Origin of the sequence: Paraburkholderia sp. JPY419, assembly GCF_050435705.1 — a bacterium.
GTDB lineage: Bacteria > Pseudomonadota > Gammaproteobacteria > Burkholderiales > Burkholderiaceae > Paraburkholderia > Paraburkholderia youngii.
On the sequence record NZ_JBNDKV010000001.1, the window covers coordinates 467,776 to 489,117 of the forward strand.

The 21,342-nt window shown below is 61.5% G+C and carries 23 protein-coding genes; 5 read left to right on the forward strand and 18 right to left on the reverse strand.

Translation table 11 applies throughout. From position 1 onward, the window contains the following. Positions 1-5: 5 nt before the first annotated feature. The 15 genes from phnA to QFZ91_RS02290 form a co-directional block, all read right to left on the reverse strand. Positions 6-1,277, reverse strand: coding sequence for a phosphonoacetate hydrolase (gene phnA, locus QFZ91_RS02220; protein WP_429566086.1), 1,272 nt, complete (start codon positions 1,275-1,277; stop codon positions 6-8). 11 nt (positions 1,278-1,288) lie between these two features. Further along, entirely contained in the window at positions 1,289-2,446 is a 1,158-nt protein-coding gene (locus QFZ91_RS02225) for a 2-aminoethylphosphonate--pyruvate transaminase (RefSeq protein ID WP_368715225.1), read from the reverse strand. 297 nt (positions 2,447-2,743) lie between these two features. Beyond that, the gene (locus QFZ91_RS02230) at positions 2,744-3,595 is read right to left on the reverse strand and encodes an EamA family transporter (protein WP_368715226.1); all 852 of its coding nucleotides are present in this window, start codon (positions 3,593-3,595) and stop codon (positions 2,744-2,746) included. A 1-nt stretch (position 3,596) separates the two neighbouring features. Next, positions 3,597-4,418 carry a DeoR/GlpR family DNA-binding transcription regulator gene (locus QFZ91_RS02235; protein WP_429566087.1) on the reverse strand — a complete coding sequence of 274 codons (822 nt, stop codon included), beginning with the start codon at positions 4,416-4,418 and terminating at the stop codon, positions 3,597-3,599. Continuing rightward, positions 4,408-4,671 (reverse strand): hypothetical protein, encoded by a 264-nt coding sequence (locus QFZ91_RS02240; protein WP_429566088.1) that lies wholly within the window; start codon positions 4,669-4,671, stop codon positions 4,408-4,410. Before QFZ91_RS02240 ends, QFZ91_RS02235 begins: the two co-directional genes overlap by 11 nt. Positions 4,672-5,405: 734 nt before the next feature. Continuing rightward, on the reverse strand, positions 5,406-5,900 hold the full coding sequence (locus QFZ91_RS02245; RefSeq protein WP_176366758.1) for a hypothetical protein: 495 nt from the start codon (positions 5,898-5,900) through the stop codon (positions 5,406-5,408). Next, positions 5,897-6,610, reverse strand: coding sequence for a M35 family metallo-endopeptidase (locus QFZ91_RS02250; RefSeq protein ID WP_368715230.1), 714 nt, complete (start codon positions 6,608-6,610; stop codon positions 5,897-5,899). Before QFZ91_RS02250 ends, QFZ91_RS02245 begins: the two co-directional genes overlap by 4 nt. Before the next feature lie 205 nt (positions 6,611-6,815). Then, complete coding sequence (locus tag QFZ91_RS02255; protein ID WP_429566089.1) at positions 6,816-7,304, reverse strand: hypothetical protein; 489 nt, start codon at positions 7,302-7,304, stop codon at positions 6,816-6,818. After that, positions 7,301-8,011 (reverse strand): M35 family metallo-endopeptidase, encoded by a 711-nt coding sequence (locus tag QFZ91_RS02260; RefSeq protein ID WP_429566090.1) that lies wholly within the window; start codon positions 8,009-8,011, stop codon positions 7,301-7,303. Before QFZ91_RS02260 ends, QFZ91_RS02255 begins: the two co-directional genes overlap by 4 nt. 39 nt (positions 8,012-8,050) lie before the next feature. Continuing rightward, positions 8,051-8,473, reverse strand: coding sequence for a hypothetical protein (locus QFZ91_RS02265; RefSeq protein WP_429566091.1), 423 nt, complete (start codon positions 8,471-8,473; stop codon positions 8,051-8,053). Between the two features lie 456 nt (positions 8,474-8,929). Beyond that, a complete protein-coding gene (locus tag QFZ91_RS02270; RefSeq protein WP_429566092.1) occupies positions 8,930-9,340 on the reverse strand; it encodes a BON domain-containing protein in 411 nt (136 codons plus the stop codon). Beyond that, a complete protein-coding gene (locus QFZ91_RS02275; protein WP_429566093.1) occupies positions 9,337-9,714 on the reverse strand; it encodes a pyridoxal-dependent decarboxylase in 378 nt (125 codons plus the stop codon). Before QFZ91_RS02275 ends, QFZ91_RS02270 begins: the two co-directional genes overlap by 4 nt. Further along, positions 9,714-9,974 carry a hypothetical protein gene (locus QFZ91_RS02280; RefSeq protein WP_368715233.1) on the reverse strand — a complete coding sequence of 87 codons (261 nt, stop codon included), beginning with the start codon at positions 9,972-9,974 and terminating at the stop codon, positions 9,714-9,716. Before QFZ91_RS02280 ends, QFZ91_RS02275 begins: the two co-directional genes overlap by 1 nt. Before the next feature lie 48 nt (positions 9,975-10,022). Next, positions 10,023-10,970 (reverse strand): pseudouridine-5'-phosphate glycosidase, encoded by a 948-nt coding sequence (locus QFZ91_RS02285; RefSeq protein WP_429566094.1) that lies wholly within the window; start codon positions 10,968-10,970, stop codon positions 10,023-10,025. Between the two features lie 50 nt (positions 10,971-11,020). Continuing rightward, positions 11,021-11,683, reverse strand: coding sequence for a dihydrofolate reductase family protein (locus tag QFZ91_RS02290; RefSeq protein WP_429566095.1), 663 nt, complete (start codon positions 11,681-11,683; stop codon positions 11,021-11,023). Between the two features lie 236 nt (positions 11,684-11,919). Between QFZ91_RS02290 and QFZ91_RS02295 the strand changes: the two genes are divergently transcribed. Next, positions 11,920-12,429: a DUF1269 domain-containing protein gene (locus QFZ91_RS02295; RefSeq protein ID WP_176111848.1), complete on the forward strand. Its 510-nt coding sequence runs from the start codon at positions 11,920-11,922 to the stop codon at positions 12,427-12,429. Positions 12,430-12,559: 130 nt separating this feature from the next. Then, positions 12,560-13,687 carry an aminotransferase class V-fold PLP-dependent enzyme gene (locus QFZ91_RS02300; protein ID WP_429566096.1) on the forward strand — a complete coding sequence of 376 codons (1,128 nt, stop codon included), beginning with the start codon at positions 12,560-12,562 and terminating at the stop codon, positions 13,685-13,687. Positions 13,688-13,766: 79 nt separating this feature from the next. Here the strand turns inward: QFZ91_RS02300 and QFZ91_RS02305 are convergent, their stop codons facing one another. After that, the gene (locus QFZ91_RS02305; protein WP_429566097.1) at positions 13,767-14,165 is read right to left on the reverse strand and encodes a VOC family protein; all 399 of its coding nucleotides are present in this window, start codon (positions 14,163-14,165) and stop codon (positions 13,767-13,769) included. Between the two features lie 442 nt (positions 14,166-14,607). Between QFZ91_RS02305 and QFZ91_RS02310 the strand changes: the two genes are divergently transcribed. The 3 genes from QFZ91_RS02310 (at position 14,608) to QFZ91_RS02320 (ending at position 16,894) form a co-directional block, all read left to right on the forward strand. Further along, a complete protein-coding gene (locus QFZ91_RS02310) occupies positions 14,608-14,946 on the forward strand; it encodes a P-II family nitrogen regulator (protein ID WP_013094289.1) in 339 nt (112 codons plus the stop codon). A gap of 25 nt (positions 14,947-14,971) precedes the next feature. Beyond that, a complete protein-coding gene (locus QFZ91_RS02315) occupies positions 14,972-16,384 on the forward strand; it encodes an ammonium transporter (RefSeq protein WP_429566098.1) in 1,413 nt (470 codons plus the stop codon). 219 nt (positions 16,385-16,603) lie between these two features. Next, positions 16,604-16,894 (forward strand): hypothetical protein, encoded by a 291-nt coding sequence (locus QFZ91_RS02320; RefSeq protein WP_176111852.1) that lies wholly within the window; start codon positions 16,604-16,606, stop codon positions 16,892-16,894. Positions 16,895-16,926: 32 nt separating this feature from the next. Here the strand turns inward: QFZ91_RS02320 and QFZ91_RS02325 are convergent, their stop codons facing one another. Together QFZ91_RS02325 and QFZ91_RS02330 are read right to left on the reverse strand one after the other, a co-directional pair. After that, on the reverse strand, positions 16,927-18,720 hold the full coding sequence (locus QFZ91_RS02325; protein ID WP_429566099.1) for a hypothetical protein: 1,794 nt from the start codon (positions 18,718-18,720) through the stop codon (positions 16,927-16,929). 333 nt (positions 18,721-19,053) lie between these two features. Continuing rightward, a complete protein-coding gene (locus QFZ91_RS02330) occupies positions 19,054-20,994 on the reverse strand; it encodes a sigma-54-dependent Fis family transcriptional regulator (protein ID WP_429566100.1) in 1,941 nt (646 codons plus the stop codon). Positions 20,995-21,342 lie beyond the last annotated feature (348 nt).

Consider the following 21,342-nt stretch of genomic DNA (forward strand, 5'->3'; position numbering starts at 1 on the left):
ACGCGTTATGCCGCGGCGGACTGCGATACGTGGTTCAGCGCGACATCGAAGATGTCGAAGTTGCGCAGCGCGCGGTCCGCCGGCCAGTCGGTCTTGCGGTTGACGATCAGCGGCACGTTCTCTTCCGTTAGCCCGCCATGCGAACGCAACGGCTCGGTCAGTCCCGACAGGTCGTGACGCGCGGCGCTGGTGCCGAATACCTTGGCGCGTGTGCCGACCACGACGACGTCGCCGATACGGTCGGGCGGCAGCTCGAAGCGTTCGCAGGCCTCGGCGCTCGTCAGCGCGAGCTGGATGCCTTCGGTCCGGCGCAGCCGTTCGAGCAGCGCCGCTGCTTCAGCCGCTGCGAGCCCCTCGGGCAGATAGACGGTGGCGAAAGAGCCAAGCGCCCCGTGATGCGCGACGTACGGATCGGTGATGGGCAGGATCACGCGCGAGCGGCCTGCGCCGGTCCATTCGTCGAACAGGTCTTGCAGGTACAGCACGTCGGGCGCGCCATCCGCGCGATGCTTGCCGTTCATGCCGTGGTCGGCGGTGATCGCGAGCACGCAGCCTGCCGCATCGAGCGCGCCGACGTAGCGGTCGAACATTGCGTAGAACTCGTTGGCCTTGGGCGAGCCCGGCGCCGCCTTGTGCTGCACGTAGTCCGTCGTCGACAGGTACATCAGGTCGGGCCGGAACGTGTCGAGGAGTTTGACGCCTGCCGTGAACACGAACTCGGACAGGTCGGCCGAATACACATCCGGCAGCGGCTTGCCGACGTAGGCGAGTACGTCGCCGAGGCCGTTCTGGGCGCGGGTAGCCTCGTTGGCCTTTTCAGCCGAAAAAGCGATTGCGCGGCCGCTCGTGAAGTCGAGTCCCTTGCCGAGCAGCGTGCGCAGCTTGTCCTTCGCGGTGATCACGGCGACTTTCGCGCCGGCGTCGTGGAACGTGGCGAAGATCGTCGGCGCGCGCAGGAAGCGGGCGTCGTTCATCATCACTTCTTCGCCGCTCGCGCGGTCGTAGAAGTAGTTGCCCGCGATGCCGTGTACCTTCGGCGGACGGCCCGTCACGATCGACAGATTGTTCGGATTCGTGAAGCTCGGAATCACGCATTGGGCGATGCGGCTCGTGCCCGTGCGCAGCAGCTTCGCGAGATGCGGCGCGTGCCCGGCCTTCGCGGCTTCTTCTATATAGGCGGGCTCCGAACCGTCGAGGCAGATCACCACGACCGGCTCCGCCGGAAAGCGATAGTCGCGGCCATTGATGCTCAGCACGGTGTCTTGCAGCGTACTCATGATGTCCCCCTTCATGCCGTTTTCGCGACTGGCGCGTTGATACCCATTTCATCGAGCACCTCACTGATCGCACCGAGCGCCGCGCGCATCTCGCGCTCGCCGAGCCGGCCGATGCAGCCGATGCGAAACGAGTCCGCGACGGTCAGCTTGCCCGGATAGATCACATAGCCACGCGCCTTCAGGCTGTCGTAGAAGCGCTGGAATTCGAAGCGCGGGTCCTCGGGCATATGGAAAGTCACGATGATCGGAGCCTGCAGCGCTTCAGCCAGCAGCGGCTTGAAGCCGAGCGCGCGCATGCCCTCGACGAGAATCCGGCAGTTGTTGCGATAACGCGCGCCGCGCCCCGCGACGCCGCCTTCGGCATCGAATTCCTCCAGCGCTTGATGGAACGCGACGATCACGTGCGTGGGCGGCGTGAAGCGGTACTGGCTGGTCTTTTCGAGGTTGGTCCACTGCTCGTGCAGATCGAGCACGAGCGTGGTCGCGTTGCCCCGCGTGCGGGAGAGCGCTTCACGTCGGCAGATCACGAAGCCGAGACCGGGCACGCCCTCGATGCACTTGTTCGACGACGCGGCGACCGCATCGATATGCATCGTCTGCACGTCGAGCGGCAACGCGCCGAACGCGCTCATCGAATCGACCAGATAGCCCTTGCCGTAGCGGGCCGCGAGCGCGCCGATCTGCGCGATCGGATTGAGAATGCCCGCGGTGGTCTCGCAGTGGACCGCGAACACATGCGTGATCGACGGCGAGGCGGCCAGCACCTTGTCGATCTCGGCGAGATCGGGCGGCGTGTCCTCCGCCGTTTCGTGCACGACGGCTTTGCGGCCGGCGATTTCGAGGATGCGCTTCGCGCGCTTGCCATACGCGCCGTTGATCAGCACCAGCACCTCGCCGCCGGGCGGCACGAAAGTGGTGAGCATCGCCTCGACGGCGAAGGTGCCCGAGCCCTGCATCGGCACCGTCACCCAGTCGCGCGCGCCATTGGCGATCGCGGCAAGGCGCGCGAGCACCGAGCGGTTGATCTCGATGAAGTTGGCGTCGCGCGAGCCCCAGTCGTGAACCATCGCGGCCTTGACGGTGCGTGACGTGGTCAGTGGTCCGGGGGTCAGCAACAGCGGATCGCCAGTTTCGGAACAAGCCGGCGATGCATACGTGGAACCGGTCATCGATGTCTCCTTGTGGGTCGATTTGGGTACTGCGCAGGTGCGTGAGACCCACTCTAGGGGCTGCAACAAAAACAGTCAAGATGCCAACAAATGCCACATTCCGCTCGGACACGCGAAACGCCGCCTGGAAGTTGGCGAAGTCCGTGATGGATATGGGAAAACGGCCTCCGCTCGGGACAAACCCGCATGGGGAGGCCGGAGGGGGTGACCGGGGTTGATCAGTGCATCGCGCGGCCGGTTGCGGCACCGGTCAGAAGGCCAGTGGCCTGCCGTCAGCGCCGAAACCCACGCTCGGAATCAGAACAGCCGCATCAGCGCGAGGCCAGCCAACGTCAACGTAGCGGCCGCGGTTCGCACGCGGCTGAACGGCTCCTTGAGCACATACACGGCGATGATGCCGGCGAACACCACGCTCGTCTCGCGCACTGCCGCAACGAGGGCGATGGGAGCGACGGTCATCGCCCAGATCACGATCCAGTACGCCGCGAGCGACATCGCGCCGCCCGCGAACCCCGGCAGCAGGAATCGCCGCATCGGCGCCATGCCGGCCGGCCCGTAGCGATACAGGCAAAGCGTCAGCATCGGTAATGCATCGAACACGAATAGCGTCGCCGCGTAGGAGTTCGGATTGCCGGCGACGCGTGCGCCTACGCCGTCGACGACCGTGTAGCCCGCGATCGTCACCGCCGTGAGCAGCGCGAAGCCGAGCGCGACACGGTTTTCAGATGCGGAGTGATGGCGGCCGCGCAGCGACAGCAGCAACACGCCGCTGCCGAGCAGCACGACTCCCGCGATGGCGCCCGCGCTCATCGTCTCGTGCAGGATCGTGACGGAGACGAGCGCGGTGATCAGCGGCGCGGAGCCGCGCGCGATCGGATAGATCTGGCTCATGTCGGCACGACGGTATGCCTCGCTCAGACACACGTAGTAGCCGAAATGAAGCGCCACCGATCCCGCCACCCAGGGCCACGCAGCAGGCCGAGCGAATCCGGTGAACGCGAGCGACGGCAGCGCGATCAGACCGCACGCGATGCACAGCAGGGTCATCGCCAGAAAAGGATCGAGGCGCACCTTGATCACCGCGTTCCAGCCCGCATGCAAAAGCGCGGCCGACAGCACGGCGAAAAACACGGGAAGCGTCATCGTCATGCTAGCTGTGGCGATTGGCGATGATGACTTCCCAGCGCTGTTCGGCGCAGGCTCGGACGATGCCGGCGGGCGGCTCGGCGTCGACGATCAGTCCGGCGATATGCGGCACAGGCGCGATCAGCTCAGGCGTCTGCTGTTCAAACTTGCTGTGGTCCGCGAGCACGTAAACCTTTTTGCCCGACTTCATCATCAGATGACGTTGCTCGGCGGCGAGTCGCGAGTAGTCGGTGAATTCGCCTTCGGGCGAGATGCCGCCCACGCCGACAAACACGAGATCGGCGCGGAAATGGCTGAGCGCGGTCATCGTCTCGACGCCGATAGCGGCTTCGTCGTTCGGGTCGATGTCGCCGCCGAGCACGACGACCTTCACGCCGGGCGCGCGGCACAGCATCAGCGCGATCGGCAGGCTGTTGGTGATCACGGTCAGGTCGCGATGATGCTGCAGCGCCTCGGCGAGGCCCAGCGTAGTCGAGCCCGAGTCGATCAGCACGACCATGCCATCCGCGACGAGTCGTGCGGCCGCGGCACCAATGGCCGCCTTGCCCAGCGCGTTGACCGCCTCGCGGCTTGCCAGCGACGGTTCCGCGACGGGCCGCTTCGCCGCGCCGCCGTGCACGAGATTCGCGCGGCCCTGTTCCGCGAGAATCTTCAGGTCGCGGCGGATCGTTTCGCGCGACACGCCGAGCGTCGCCGACAGGTTCGCGACGCTGACCGAGCCGCTCGCCTCGAGGCTTTGCACGATGTAGTCGATGCGCTCGATCGCGAGTCGGCGGTTCGGGTTCAATGAAGCGGGCACGGGCCCCGCTGAGCGGTTATCGAGCATGGTGTGGCTCTCCGTGCGCATCGTCGGCGATGGCGTCGCTGGTTGCCTGGCAAGTTGCGTCGGGCAGACCGCGCAGGGGCGATCGATGCGCTGCCTCGCCCGGTCCTTCCGTCTCTTCTGCGAGGGCAGCGGTCATCGGCGCGGCCGTGGTGCCCGGATAGCGCACCTCTACGCGTGCCGAGGCGAAGATCTGGGCATAGTGCGCATCTAGCGGCGCATCGGTGACCAGCACGCCGATCTCGTCGGCGTTCATCGCGCACCAGCGAGCTACGCATGGCGTGTCGGGTTTCGGCCGTCACAATGCCACAAAATAACACATGTTTCCTCGCCGTTCGCGATTTTTATTGCGGTTCGATGCCTGCGGCCTCCGCTCGAAAAAGGCGAGGTGGGTAAGTGTCTCGCGGATTCCGGACATGCCTCAAAGCCCCATTACCCCAAGGATTTGCGGCGAATCTTCACCTGTCCGCGCTCTCAGCAACCTCCCGTCAACTTCCGGTTCATGTTGTTTTTTGCGTTTTTTTGTTGCAGTCCATGGCCACAGCACTTTCCACACATTGCCACACACTTGCAAAAGCGAGGTCGCCCGATGTCCACGGAAATCCCGCCATGTGGCTTCGCGCTGGTGGGCGTCTTCTCGGTGTGCCGGTCATTCAGCACCTGGACACGCCCGGTTGTCGCAGCGTGACCAACGCGGCTGAGAGCGTCGTGGCGGCGGCACTCGCGGTGATGGACGGGCCGGCTCCAGAGGTGATCGTCTATCGCGACAGCATGGGCAGTTCGACGGGCTGCTCGTCGGCGAGAAAGACTGCTTCGCCGGATATCTCCCGTTGGATGGCGCACGTTCGCATGACGAAGCGCGTGCGCGATTTCCATACTCGCTCGTGGCACTACGCGCGGACGTGGCCTATGCCGAGTCATGGTGGTGCCGCTTGCCTGCAAGACTCACGACTTTGCGGAGCCCCGCCGAAGCGGAGCCTGTTCGTGTTCTTACGGGTTGATCACTCTGCTACGGGGCGTGACTCGGGGATCGTCGCACATCCACGCGCAGCTACCTTTACAGATCGGAGTCAACTCGATTTCGATCTGACGAACAGTCGGGCTACCGTCGCGGCGCTTCACAACATATCCCTCAGTAAGAGTTGTGGGATCGATCATGATGTACTCGCTCCTGATGCCAAGCTTCCTCAAATACGCTTTCACAACCTGACCACGGCGGTCTTGCAACTCTTCCAGATTGCGCTCACCAATATACGCGCCAGCCATAACAATCGCCTGAATCTGCACGTTGGGCCACTTCTTTGCCTCACCTACGGCTCCCGCAATCGCACGTCGATCCGCCGTCGAAAGCGCGGTAGCGTTGAAGGGCAACTCAAGCGCTACGTTCTCTCCTATCGTGCATGCACGAACTGATCCAAAAAAGCAGAGCGAGATGGCGAGCAGTGCGGCCACGGCGCCAGCCCTGTAATTCAGCCTTCTACTCATGTGAGATTTACTCCGTCAAATGTTGCGATATAGCCGGTTATGTTGTCTGCGTTTCGGATAGCCTGATCCGGATGATTTTCGGCGAATATCCGTGCGCCCGATGCCTTATCGGTGTAAACCCAGTCTTCTGAATTAAAAGTGTCGGTGAAGTGAGTGCATTCGTGAATTATTGTTTTTATCTTACACGTGCTCCACAACTGACCAAATGGACTGCTGCAAAATTTGGAATAGACAGCGATGACACGCTTTTCCGAATCAGGTTTGCAGACTACGGCCTGATTGTCTCCCGTATCTGGCCTGACTGCACAGGACAGCTTCCTGTTTGTTTCGCTGTCAAATCGCACAATCTTTTCTGGTACTAACTCCCGCATTGCTGTGAGCAATCGCGGCAAACCATGGCTGAGCACGGTTCTTGTAGATTCATCCGCACGTGCAAAGTAGAATTTCACACGGTCCTGCTCTTTCAAGTCCCAACGCGCAAGACCCTCAATGCGTCTCTTGATTAACTCCGCACCGATATCACGTGCCCGCATGACCTCCTGTCTGAATTCCTTGTTACTCATGTTTGGACAGATAGGCGTCGTATTGATCACGACATTGGATATTGACCCGGGAGTTGTATTGGTAATGGCTGTGCCGACCTCGGTCCATTCTTCATGCTCGTCGGTCTTGAAATATTGGCTATTCTTTTTCAAAAATTCATTCGTCATGTGTTCACCAGTGATGGAAGACTCACCTGCTGTCCATCGCTATTGACCGGCAACTTCGATGAAAACCTGCTTTGCGTTATCTGTCGAAACACGCTGGGTACGCCCTTGGAAATCGGTGACATGTTCGGTCGTTGCGTGACACGACGCGCGATCTGCAACGCCGAAGCGCCCAAGGTAAAAGCCCCCGCCTAAGCGGGGCGAATTTCTATCTGATAGCCTTGCTCGTCGGCACTACGCGCGGATCGTCGCATAGTCGTTCACAGCCGCCGCTACAGATCGGGGTTAGTTCCACGACGATCTGCTCAATGTCCAATGTGCCGTCCGGGCGCTTTGCTACCATTTGATCCGTAAAAGTCTTGGGCTCGATTATGATATTTTCACTCCTGATACCAAGTTGTTTCAAATACGCTTTCACGTTCTCGGCACGATCTTTTTTTAGCTGTTCCAAATTGCCTTCGCTAATATAGGCACCGGCAATTACAACTGCCTGAATTTGCACTTCAGGCCATTGCCTTGCGGTAATCACTGCGTCTGCAATCGTCAGCCTATTTGCATTTGAAAGATCCGTGGTGCTGAATGGTAACTGGAGTCCCGCTACCTTTGAGATCGAGCATGCACTAGCTGATCCATAAAGACACATGGATATGATGGACACGGCAGCAATACGGCGGCTGAAACCTAGCATAGTACTCATGTCACTTCCCTGTCGAATGTTGCGATATAACCGGTGATGTTGTCCGCGTTGCGAATCGCTTCGTCGGGATGATTCTTCGCATATGTCTTGAGTCCAGCTTCAGTGTCAGCATACACGCGGTCAAGGGAGTCAAAAGTGTCGGTAAAGTGAGTACATTCGTGGATTAGCGTTTTGATCTTACATTCTCGCCACAATGCGCCGAATTTGAAGCTACAAAACTTCGAATATATGGCAATAACGCGGTTCTGCGAGTCGGGCTTGCAAACAGCAGCCGCGTTGTCACCGTGATCCGGTTTGGGTGAGCATGTAAGGGTCCTGTTCAGTTCGCTATCCCATCGCACAATTTTTTCTGGCACGAGTTCTTGCATCGCGGCGAGTAAGCGCGGCAGGCCAGCAGCCAGAGTGCTTCGGATTTCTTCGTCCGCGCGGGCGAAATAAATTTTGGCACGGTCCTGCTCTTTGGCGTCCCAGCGTGCTACTGCAGCAATGCGCTCCTTGATTAAAGATGCACCAGCATCGCGCGCCCGCATGACCTCTTTTCTAAACTCGTTATTACTCATGTTGGGGCAGATACGGGTGGTATTGATCACGACATTGGATATTGACCCAGGAGTGATATTGGTAATGGCTGTGCCGACCTCGGTCCATTCTTCATGCTCGTCGGTACTTAAATATTGGCTATTCTTTTTCAAAAATTCATTCGTCATGTGTTCACCAGTGATGGAAGACTCACCTGCTTTCCACCCCTATTGCCCGGCAACTTCGATGGAAACCTGCTTTGCGTTATCTGTCGAAACACGCTGGGTTCGCCCTTGGAAATCGGTGACACCTTTCGCGATGACCCTCGAACCGACGCGAATCCTGTAACGCACCCGCGCCTGTCGCTTGCCGGTGGAGTCTCTTAGCTCGAACTGCTCATTGAACCGTTTGGGGGCACGCCCGCGACAATTGCACGCCCATGCGTAACCCAGCGCTTCGGCCATCGCGTAGCCGGATTTCAGCTCACGAACCCTGTCAAACGGAAAGAACTCGCCGGTTTCGGCGTTCAGGGCCTGCGCGTGAGGCATCGGCGGGAAGTTTGAGTAGATCGAATAGGTGATACGGCAAAGATCGCATTCTTCCTCGACTGTCCAATCCGTCCCGCTGCTTCGCTGTTTCAGTTGCTCCATTACACTCCTCAAGAGTTTTCAGGCGATACCTCGCGAATTAATCATCGAAACGGACCACGGTCAATCGCTTTAATTCGGGATAAGCCCGTTTTGACAGCTATTTACGATTGTGTCGGACATCTCGATTTCTATTGCATATTCCTGCTAGTGCAGGATTAAAAAAGGCGGCATTAAGCCGCCTTTATCGTCAGGGATCGAAATGGTTAGTGCTGCGTCCATGAGGCGTCTATCGCCGCCAGCTTCGCGTTCACGCCTTCCATAGCGTCAGCGAGAATCGCTGCCACGTCCTCCGGTTTCAGTTGACGCTAGGGGGAGCCCGTTGGCGTCGAGCGGCCTTCGACCCTGACCTCTTCGATATTCAGTTTGGGGTGGAGTACAACGTAGAGCGACAGCAAACGCAGGCGACCGGCCCACACGAAAGGTGCAATCCGGTCCGATCTGTCGAGCATCAACTACTTATCCGGCCGATGTCGCGGGACGGTGCTCAATGGCTGCTTCGTCGCTCTCTCGCACGGTCAATCTGTTCCTCACCGACTTGACACCGAGCACTGATCTCGCCGCATTGGCGGCGCGCGAGATCTGCCAGCTTTCCGGCACCGTCCCGGTGAGCGTAACGACGCCGTGGCTCGCCCTGATATGAATCTTTGAATCATCCATATCGGGTACGCGCCTGAGGGCCCGGCGAACGTCGCGAACTATCGAAGTATCCGGCTTGGGTCGAGGAGGTGAACCCGATGCCGCCACCTTTTGTGCAATCACGTCGGTCGTCGCGCTAAGACCGGGTTGCCCGTTCGCATAGGCCGAGCCACTCGCGATGGCCGCGACTAACGTTGCGCCGATTATTCTGCTCGCATTGCTTTTATTCATGCTGCCCTCCGTTGGGTTCCGTCAACCTTGCGGTCCAAGACAGAAAGATGGGGCGCGGCTCCGCCGTTCGTAGCGTTAAGCATACCAACACTGAGGTAGCGATCCTGCGCGATGTTTTGATCGATCAGACGACCGAACTTCTCGACGCCATGCTGTTTCAGAGCCATCCAGACTTTGAGCGCGCGGAAACCTCTGGACGTCTGCAATCCATACTCATATAACCAGGGAGCCGAAGCGATTCCACGCGGTGTCGGTTGCAGATACTCCGGAGTCTGCGCGAATGTGCCTCGATGTGCAGCGGCGTCGCGAACGAGCGCGCAGCCGACCTCGAACGGGGCGTGCAACCACTTGTGAGGATCGAGGGCGATTGGCATCAGTCGACGACCTGCTGATCCATCAAAGCCGCCGCATGATTGCCGCCACCCAGGTTAGAACCCTGAATGGCCGCCAGGAAGTCTCCCAGTGCCCCGGTGAAGTTGCTTGCGCCCATATACCAGGACCAGAAGCGAGGATGTATGTTGCCCAGTGGATAGGGCATCGAATTGTCGCCAAGCTCGTGATAGATGGCGTTTTCGCGAAACACCGGTTCATACCGCTCCATTCCGAGGCTGTGCAGCCATACGGCGACGTCCACGAGCCGTCCTGACAGGAAGGTTTCGAATCCGTAAAAGATAGCACGCGGTTACACCGCGCCCGACGCGCGCTTCGAGCGTGCCAACGCCAGCGCCAGCCTTGCGCCGACCTCGGCATTGTGTTTTACGAGCGCGATGTTTGTCGCCAGGCTGCGCCCGCCTGTCAACGCCTTGATGCGCGCCAGCAGGAACGGGGTGACGGCCTTACCGGTGATTCCTTGCGCAGCGGCCTCGTCGAGCGCCTGGCGAGTCAGCGCGTCGATCTCCTCGGCCGACATCGCTGCCGCTTCCGGCACTGGCGTGCTCAACACCACACCGCCGCCGAGGCCGAGGTCCCACTTGGTGCGGATGAAGCGTGCCTGCTCCGCCGCGTCGTCCAGCCTGAAGTCCGCGCGAAAGCCGCTGTCACGCGTGTAGAACGCCGCAAAATTGTCCTGTTCGCAACTGAGCACCGGCACGCCGTGGGTTTCCAGGTATTCCAGGGTGAGCCCGATGTCCAGGATGGACTTCGCACCGGCGCAGATCACCGCGACTGAGGTCTTCGCCAGTTCCTGCAGGTCCGCCGAGATGTCGAAGGTGTCCTGGGCGCCTCGGTGTACGCCGCCAATGCCGCCGGTGACGAAGACCTCGATGCCGGCCAGCGCCGCGCAGATCATCGTGCCAGCCACGGTCGTGGCGCCCAGGCCGCCGCGAGCCAGCACCGCCGGCAGGTCACGGCGGCTGACCTTATGCACGTGGTCGGAACGGCCGATCATTTCCAGTTCGTCATCCGAAAGGCCGATGTGGATTCGGCCGCCGATCAGCGCGATCGTCGCCGGCTCGGCGCCCGCGTCACGGATCAACGCCTCCACTTCGCGCGCGGTGCGAACGTTCTCCGGGTAGGGCATGCCATGCGCGATGATGGTCGATTCCAGCGCCACGAGCGGGCGACCGGCGGCCTGCGCAGCGGCCGCAGGCGCGCTCCAGGTCAACCAGGAGCGTGCAAGGTTGGCAACCATGTCGATCCTTTCGGGGGGCGATTCACCGAAGTATGCGGTACGAGACCGGGTTAGGCGTCCGTGTGTTCCTGGCGCCTTAAAACGACATGCGTGGCTTTGTCCGACGCTACGAATTCAACGCATTGGTACCCCAGAGCCCGCAAGTCGATCCCTTCGAACAGCGATTCTCCCCGGCCGAGCAGGACCGGCGCGATGGCAATGTGCAGTTCGTCGATGAGGCCCTCGCAGAGATACTGCCGGATTGTCTGCGGCCCACCGCCGATCCGCACGTCCATTCCGGCAGCGGCCTCGCGGGCGCGGTCGAGCGCCTCGCGAATGCCCCCTGTGATGAAGTGGAACGTCGTGCCGCCTTTCATCTCGATCGGGGCACGCGGATGATGGGTCAGGACGAAGACCGGGACGTGATATGGCGGACTGTCTCCCCACCAGCCTTTCCAGTTGGTGTCCGGCCACTCCCCACGAATGGGGCCGAACATGTTCCTCCCAAGAATCCAGGCCCCGACATTCTCAAAGCCACGGGCGGCGAAATCATCGTTAACGCCGGTCGTACCGCGGTCGTTGCCGAACAAGGCCCGCTGGAACGTGCGGGTTGGGACTAGCCACTGATGCAATTCCGTCCCGCCAACGCCGAGCGGATTGTCAATGTCCTGATTCGGGCCTGCACCGTATCCGTCGAGCGAGATGGTGAAGCCCTGAACGCGAACGCGTGTCATCGTTTCCCTCCGATTGGACGCCTAACGTAATGTGGACTGCAAATCTGCATGGTTTCCGGAACTACGCGAAATTGTCGGGCAGCAGATTTATGCTTAACCATACGTGTTTAAGAGAATTTCCTGAATTTGTAAGCTGGCATACAGCAGTGATCCTCCGCCCACAGTATTGCCTGCGGCAGGCGTACGATAAACAGCATCGTCCTGTTGGCGGGCGGCTTGATTGATGGAGGATCGAGATGAGACGCCTTTATTTCCTCGCACCCGACACGACGACGGCGAAGGCGATCGTAGACGACTTGCTGCGGTCGCGGATCACATGGCGGCATATCCATGTTCTCGCGAATCACAGCGTCGCACTCGAAGAGTTACCCGAGGCAACTTTGCTGCAAAGCAGCGACGTCGTGCACTCCCTCGAACGCGGCGTGGCGCTCGGCGGTGCGACTGGGGCGCTCGTTGGCCTCGTGGCGCTGGCGTTTCCTCCCGCTGAGCTCGCCATTGCGGGCGGAGCCGTCGTCGCATTGACGTTGGCGGGAGCCGGCTTCGGGGCCTGGACGGCCGCGATGATCGGCGTCGGCGAACCGAACGCACAACTCGAGCGTTTTCGCGGCGCCATACGCGACGGCCAGTTCCTGATCATGGCCGACGTGCCTGGATCACGAGAAGAGGAGATCGAGCAGATGGTCGCGCAGCATGTACCGAAGGCCGATCTGGAGGGCGCGGAACCCACCACACCGATCTTCCCGTGAGCAGCGGCTGAGACGAGGCCATCGGCGTCGGCCGGATGGGTAACGAAGGCGTCTCCGCCGATGCCGCTGCGGGCAGCTTTCGTTAGAATTTGTTTTCGATTCTTTTACTCGTCAATTACTGGAGGCGAACGTGCCAGGTTTACTTCCCGATGTCGACCGCGAGGGACTCCTCGAATATTCGGTCGTGTACACCGACCGATCGATCAATCACATGTCGGAGCTCTTTCAAGGCGTCGTACGCGATATTTCCGGCGCCCTGAAAAAAGTCTACAACGCGAAGTCGGCCGTAATCGTCCCGGGCAGCGGCACGTTCGGCATGGAAGCCGTCGCCCGGCAGTTCGCGACGAACAGCAAGTGTCTGGTCATCCGCAATGGCTGGTTCAGCTACCGCTGGTCGCAGATTTTCGACATGGGCGGCATTCCGTCCGAATCGATCGTGTTGAAGGCGCGTCCGGTCGGCCAGGAAAGGCAGGCCGCCTATGCACCGGCTCCGATCGAAGAAGTGGTCGCCGCGATCAAGGAGCACAAGCCGGATCTGGTGTTCGCGCCGCATGTGGAAACCGCATCCGGAATGATGCTGCCCGATGCCTATATGCGCGCGGTGTCCGACGCCGTGCATGCGGGCGGCGGCATGTTCGTTCTCGACTGCATCGCCTCCGGCACGATCTGGGTGGACATGCAGGCCAGTGGCATCGATGTGCTGATCAGCGCACCGCAAAAAGGATGGAGCGCGTCACCTTGCTGCGCCATGGTCATGCTCAGCCCGCTCGCCCGCGAACGAATCGACGCGACGACCAGCACCAGCTTCGCCTGTGATCTTCGCAAGTGGCTGCAGATCATGGAAGCCTACGAGAACGGCGGGTTCGCGTACCACGCCACGATGCCGACGGACAGTCTCGCGACGCTGCGCGACGTCATGAAGGAAACCGAAGCATATGGCTTGGACAAAGTGAGAGCCGAGCAGCTTGAACTCGGCGAGCGCATTCGCTCACTGCTGAGTGACAAAGGCTTCAAAAGCGTGGCGGCCGAAGGTTTTCAGGCTCCGGGCGTCGTGGTCTGCTATACGGACGATGACGGCATACGATCCGGCAAGAAGTTCGCCGATGCCGGTTTGCAGATCGCGGCCGGCGTTCCTCTTCAATGCGACGAGCCTGAAGACTTCAAAACCTTCCGCGTCGGATTATTCGGCCTGGACAAACTGCATGACGTCGAGGGCTCGGTCGCCAGGTTCGCCAAGGCGCTGGACCGTATTGTCTAGAGCGTCTTTCCGAAGCATGTGCGCATGGCTCGCCTTCGCAGCCGCATCGGCGGGAGGACTCCGGAGCCTGCCGGAATTGCTATGCGCACTCTGGATCGTGACAACACACGCAAATCTTGTTTCCCTCTGGGTCGCGAAAATACGCCCCGTAATAGTTCGGGTGATAGTGCGCGCGCAAATCGGGAGGGCCTTCGCAAGAACCTGAATTTGCCAGCGCGGTAGCGTGTGCGTAGTCGACTGAACGACGATCAGGCGCAAGCAATGCCACCATCTGGCCGTTCCCGTGTTCTGCGGGGTTGCCATCATATGGCCTGCCGATAAGGAAAAGCGGAGGCGGCATACCCACAGCCATCCAACCAGCCCACGGTCTATCTGGCTCGCAAAACTTCAGTTGATGTCCCAACTCGCTCATGACAGCCGAATAGAACTTCAACGCGCGGTCAAAGTCATTCACCCCAACGAATACATGCGAAATCATCCTGCTGCGTTCCTGTTCGAGAGTCGCGTTGTCTGTTCACGTTAGCACGCGCAGTTGCGCTCGACCAATCAGGCGTCCGCGAGTGCCGCGCCTGCGAGTGGAAACCTGGAAGATTCGATTAATGAATCTGTAATAGCAAGCGACGGAACCGTGCACGCATGCCCCATATTGGACGGACAACAGGAAAGCGCGCTCGCGCATGGTGCCTGGGTACATGCCGCATACCGCGAAGAAGCCTTCTGACAGTCCCGCCATTCAACCCCGCTCCGTCTCTCACGGCATCCATCTGATCGCCGAAAACCCAACGCGCGGCTCCTCCGATAACTCTCCCGCTCCAATACCGTTCGTGCGCATGGCATGACAGTTGCTTTGAACGTCCCCGCGCGCTGAGCCACCGTCAACGGCGGCCAGTATCGGGATGGGCGATCAACGGAGAGGCAAATTGAAACTAATAAGTGCGGTCATCAAGCCATTCAAGCTAGATGAGGCTCGTGAAGCCTTGTCATCGCTTGGCGTCTCTGGAATCACGGTAACGGAGGTCAAGGGCTTTGGGCGTCAGAAGGGCCATACCGAGATGTATCGGGGCGCGGAGTACGTCGTCGATTTCCTGCCGAAAGTGAAGATCGAAGTCGCCGTACCGGATGACATCGTCGATCAGGCTATCGAAGCGATCGAGCGTGCGGCGCGCACTGGAAAGATTGGTGACGGCAAGATCTTCGTGACACCGATCGAGCAGGTGATCCGGATCCGCACCGGCGAGACCGGCGCCGACGCCCTATAAAGACACAGGACAAGAGGAAAGAGAGATGCGCAAACTGTTGATGACTTTGTTGATGGCGGGCTCGTTGCTCGCGGGCGGGCTGAGCCCCGCATTCGCGCAAGACGCGTCGGCACCCGCGGCCGCCTCCGTGCCGGTCGCGCAAGCGTCCGCGGCTCCCGCGGCGGATGCCGCTGCATCGGCGCCGGCCGCGCCGACTGCACCGTTCTCGGTCGATTCGTCGAAGATAAACTCCGGCGACACCGCGTGGATGCTGACTTCCACCGCGCTGGTGCTGTTCATGACGATTCCGGGCCTCGCACTGTTCTACGGCGGCATGGTCCGCAAGAAGAACGTGCTCGCGACGCTGATGCAAAGCTTCGCGATCACCTGTCTGGTGACGATCGTCTGGACCGTGGTCGGCTACAGCCTCGCGTTCACGCCGGGCAACTCGTTCATCGGCGGCTTCTCGCGCGTGTTCATGACGGGCATGAACTACATCAAGGGCGACAAGGCCACGACGCTGACCGTCAGCCATCTCGCGCCGACGATCCCCGAGACGGTCTACTTCGTCTACCAGATGACTTTCGCGATCATCACGCCGGCGCTGATCACCGGTGCGTTCGCGGACCGCATGAAGTTCTCGGCGATGCTGGTGTTCATGACGCTGTGGTCGATCCTCGTCTACTCGCCGATCGCGCACATGGTGTGGGAACCGAGCGGCTGGCTGGCGACCGCGGGCATCCTCGACTTCGCGGGCGGCACGGTGGTGCACATCAACGCGGGTATCGCGGGTCTGGTCTGCTGTCTGGTGCTCGGCAAGCGCGTCGGCTACGGCAAGGAGTCGATGGCGCCGCACAACCTGACGCTGACGCTGATCGGTGGCGCGATGCTGTGGGTCGGCTGGTTCGGCTTCAACGCGGGTTCGGCGGTAGCGGCGGACGGCCGTGCCGGCTTCGCGATGTTCGCGACCCAGGTGGCGACCGCCGCGGCGGCGCTCGCATGGATGTTCGCCGAATGGGCGGCCAAGGGTAAGCCGTCGGTGCTCGGTATCGTGTCGGGCGCGGTCGCGGGTCTGGTGGCGGTGACGCCGGCGTCGGGCTTCGTCGGCACGGTAGGCGCGCTGGTGATCGGCATCGTCGCGGGCGTGGTCTGCTTCTGGTCGGCCACGTGGCTCAAGCACAAGCTCGGCTACGACGATTCGCTCGACGCGTTCGGCGTGCACTGCGTGGGCGGGATCATCGGCGCGATTCTGACGGGCGTGTTCGCGGTCAAGGACATCGGTGGCGCTGACGGTGACGTGCTGCTGCAACTCAAGGGTGTCGCGACGACGCTGATCTACAGCGGGGTGGTTTCGTTCGTCCTTCTCAAGGTAATCGACGCAGTGATGGGCTTGCGCGTTGCCGAAGAAGAAGAGCGCGAAGGACTGGACCTGGTGCTGCACGGCGAGGCGGTCGAATAACGGTTGCGCCGCGAATGGAGTGGGTACGACGGTCACGGTCGGTCGTGGCCTGGCGCTGACAGCGCTCAGGCCACGACCGAAGCCGGAGCCCACTTCGTACTTGAGGGCATGCGGGTGTCTGCCCTGGGTGTCTGCCCCGTAGGCGCCCGTATTGCCGAAGTTCGGCCAGACGAGCGAGGAGGTCGTAGCGGCTTCGAGCAACCGGATTTCCGCCAGCCAATGAAAAAGGATAATCAGCAGCATATTGCGGTACTGGTTGTTCTCATATCCCAAATCGCCTTTCTGGCAATGTTCGCATTCGCTGAGCATGTCGTCAGGCATAACAAATGGATCGCCGCAGGATTTGGATTCGACCTTTTATTCGGGCTGATTCTGTCGGTCGGTTTTGTCGGGACCTGGCGCGCGCGCGCTATCGATTCAGATTTTCTCGGCCTTCTTCTGGCCAATCCGGTCGAGCTGGCTGTCGTTATTGCAACTGCCGGTCAGTTGGTGGCCATTCTCCTTGTTTAAGCCGATCGGAAAGTGCGCGTCGCAACGTACGCTCAGCTATCGGCATGGCTCGCGATAAAGCTCGCGAACGCGTTATACGGAAGCGCAAGCGCCGTGCCGTTGATCATCAGGCCGTAGGTGGAGTCTCCGCTATCGAGCTCGTAATACATCGCCGATTGGATGTTCTTCGTCTTTCTCGCCTGATAGTAAGTGAGCAGACGCGAGCTGATGTAGTTGGCCCGGTACGCCTCGCTCTTCTCCGGCCCAGTGTTCCATTCCGAGATCACAAAGGGGACGCCATAGCGGGCCTTGCAATAGGTGGGCAAATCGAAGCCCGGGCCGGACCCGTCGGTGCCGATGTCGAAGATGTCGCCGTACACCTCGTAGTTGTGCCACGTAGTCAGGTCCCACCTCACGGTCGGATGGCCGCTCGTGCCATCGGGCTGCTTGCCATCCCACAGAGCGTCGGACGCGCCGATATCAGCAACACAAAAGTTGACGCCGCATTTAGCGTCCGCCTGCACGGACTTCACTCCGTCGATCATGCCGCGCATCGCACCGCGCATCAGCGGCCAGTTCGCATTGTTGAAGTCGACTACGCTCGTTCCCGCGCTGGTGGAGTCGAGAATGATCCCGTTCGCGCGCGTCAGTTCGTTACCGCATTCATACATGGTCACGCCGTGGGGTTGTAATGCCGACGCCACAGTCACCGCGCAATTGAAGCCCCGCGTATAGGCCGCCGCTTCACTCGTGAACAGGTTGCCGTTGCCGTCGTAGATGCCGACGTCGATCAGCACGAAAAGAGTCAAGCCCACCGGCTGGAATGCTTGCGCCAACGCCAGGACCTTGGCGAGTTGCGGTGCGTAGTCCGTACAACTGAGCCGGTACGTCGAGCAGCCGAGGGCTTGCATGATCGATACGATCTGTGACGTCGAATACAGGTAGTCGTAATGCCCGTTGATACCGTGAAACGAGCCGGCCGGCGCCGCGGTCGCGGTGCGCGGATCGCTGCACGGCAACCATTGATCCGCATCGCCGCATACATAGAACTGACCGCCGGTCGATTGTGCCCAGAACTTGCCGCCGTACCACAGCAGCAGCGCAGCATTCGACATCGTGCCGACGGCATTGCGATTGCGATACACGACGCCGTTCACGACGGTCCATATCGAGCCGGCCTTGTCGATCAGATACGTCGCAGGCGGGATCATGGCGCCGTCGACCGAAGTGCCGCCCAAACGCGGGTCGTTGCACGCGAACCATGTCGTCCCATTCCATCCGTAGAACTGACCGCCGGTTCCCTCGTGATAGATCGTGCTCCCGTACCAGAGGATCAACGAAACGTTGTAGGTGTCGCCCGCTGCGACGCCGTTCCTGTAGACGGACCCGCCGACCAGGGTCCACGACGCGTTCTGACTGTCGATGATCACCGTCGCCGGCGGGATCGTCGTGTTCTGTGGCGAAGCGTTCGAAGCGTTGCCGGGCGACCCCGAGTTCGGGTCTGATGCAGAGCTGGAGCTGTCGCCCGAGCCGGACGTATCGATGGGTCCCGTTCCATTCGATGGCGCCGGCGACGAGCCGTTCGCCACCGTGGTCGCGCTACCCGTCGAGGGCGCAATACTCGCGGTGGTCGTGCCCGTCGTGCCCGTCGAGGCCGAGATGCCGGAGCTTGCCGTGCCGGTAGAGGGTGATGCCGCGGTGCTCGACGGACTCGCGGAATTGCCCGTGGAAGAACCGCCGGCATCCGGCGTACCACCACTACCACCACCGCCGCCGCCGCACGCGCTCAATACGACAGTTCCGCCGAGCGCAGTAAGACAGCCAAGAAATTGACGTCGTCCAATCATGACAATAGCGCGGGCTGCCGCGAGGCGGCCCACGAGAAAATCTGGAGAGAGAGAAGGGGAGTCCTGCGGGTCGCGAGTGCGTCGCGTGAGCCGTTCAGGACATGCGATGTGCGGTAGTGGATGGTCTTTCGTTGCGACCGATCACTGAGTCCGGCAAGTCATGCCTGTCTGTCGGCACAAATTGCGCGTGGGAGCAGGGTGGGGCGGAAATAAAATCTTTTCGCTCGCGATGGACGAACTGCGGAAAGATTTCACTCGCTGGATGCGGGCGTGGTAATCGGGCGAGGTGTGGGCAGCGGCGGGCTCGGAACCCCCGCCGCCTTTCGCGGCCGCCTATGCGCGATGCGGCCCGACGATGCCCAGCCGCGCGATGCGCCGGTACAGCGTCGCGCGCGATATGCCCAATGCCTGCGCGGCGGCGTTAGGCCGCCACTGGCAATGCGTGAGCGCCGCGACGATCCGTGCCCGCTCGTCGTCGGTGCTGGCCGGCGACGTGGAGGCCGCCGCGAGAGCCGGCGTCGCGGCGGGCGCGAGTTGCGCGGCAAAGTCTGGCGACACATGCCGCAACTCGACGCGGGCCGAATCGCAGACCGCGCACGCATAGCGCAGCACGTTGCGCAACTGCCGGATATTGCCGGGCCACGAGAACGCGGCAAGGCGCTCGGCGAATTGCGGATCGAGCATCAGCACATGGCTGGCCGCCTGTGCTTCCTCGTTGAACACCGTATCGATCACATCGCGGATGTCGGCGCGCTCGCGCAGCGGCGGTATCCGCAGCGTCGCGCCGCTCAGTCGATAGTAGAGATCCTCGCGGAACGATCCAGCATCGACCATCTGCATCAGATCCCGGTGCGTCGCGCAGATCACGTCGATATCGACGCGCACTGGCGTATCGCCGCCGAGCGGCACCACTTCGCCCTCGGCGAGCACGCGCAGCAGGCGGGTTTGCAGGCCGAGCGGCATGTCGCCGATTTCATCGAGAAACAGCGTGCCGCCATGCGCGAGCGCGATCTTGCCGCGCGCGCCGCGACTGCGCGCGCCGGTGAACGCGCCAGGCGCATAACCGAACAGCTCGCTCTCGATCAGCGGCTCCGGAATCGCGCCGCAATTCACGGCGACGAACGGCCGCGTGCGCCGCGAGCCCGAGTCGTGCACCGCGTGCGCGAACACCTCCTTGCCGACACCGGTTTCGCCGAGGAGCAGAACCGGCAGCCGCTTGCCGGCGATCCGCAAGGCGACTTCGGCGTTGCGCGCGATCCGTTCGTCCGAGCTGTGCAGAAAGCGGCTCATTGCGCCGATGCTGCCATCGGCGTGCACATCGCCCGGCCGTGTCGTGACGAGCGGGCGGGCCGCGCGTCTCATCGGCGCGCGAATGCGCGCATACAGCATCGCGCCGGTCGCGCGCAGCCGCAGCGCCACGATCATGTCGGTGCGCGCGACGTCGTGCAGACGGACCTCGGATGTATCGAATATCTCGTCGATGTGGCGCGGACCGTCGAGACCCGCGATGCTCTCATGCGCCTTGCGGTTCGCGGCGGCGATGTTGCCGCATTCGTCGAATGCGATCAGCGCTTCGGGTTGCGCTTCGACGAAATGGCGGCTTCGATGGCCGAACAGCACCCAGTGCTGCGCGGTCTGGTTCAGGAAGTAGCCGTCCTCGATCAAACTCGCGCTTTGCCGCACCAGTTGAAACACCAGCCCCTGGCTGTCGCGGTTGTCCGGCGATCGGATCGCCGAGGCATCGAGCACGCCGATCAATTCGCCGGTCGGCGCGAAGATCGGCGAAGCGCTGCACGTGAGCGTCGTGAACGCGGCCCGGAAGTGATCGGTCTTGTGCACGGTGATCGGCGCGAGATCGGTGAGCACGTTCGCGATGCCGCATGTGCCTTCTTCGCGCTCGGACCAGCACGAGCCGATATGCAGCCCCGCATGCTTGAAATCGTTGCGCCGGTCGCGGTCGATCCGATAGTCGATCGTGACGCCGTGCGCATCGGACAGCATCACGCAATAGTCGGCGACGCGGATCATTTCGTGCAGCCGTGTCAGGCACTGGCCCGATGCGCGCAGAAAGGCTTCCTCCTTGCCCTGGACTTCACGCAGCTCGGCGGACGACAGCACGCGCGGGCCGATCACGGAGCTGGGGTCGAGCCGGTACTGCTCGTACGAGCGCTGCCACGACGACACGAGGCGCGGCGAATTCGCTGGCGCGGGCAAGCGTCCTTCGATGGCCCCGCGTACGCGATCGACGTGCTGCGTTTGAGAAACATAGGGCATGGCCGGCTCCAGGCGAGCGACACCGAGAAAGGCGAGTCCCTGTCTTGTAGCACATCCGCAACGAGCAATCACATTGCGGCGCAGCACTCGAGGCACGTGAGACGAACGTCTCAGAGGCTGGCGAGACGCTGGTCGCATCGCGCAAACCCTTGTCTGGCGCGGTGCCGCGCAAGCGGCGCGGCGTGTGTCGAGCCTCGCGCCTCGTCGCGAAGCGCGCTCGTGAGACACAGTGAACTGCGCGGCGCAGGTCCGATGAAAGCGGCCGTGAACGCGGGTCCACGCGTCTGCCCTTTGAATACAACGCTTCCGGCGCGTGCGCACGGCGCGCAAGCAACTGGCCCAACCTTT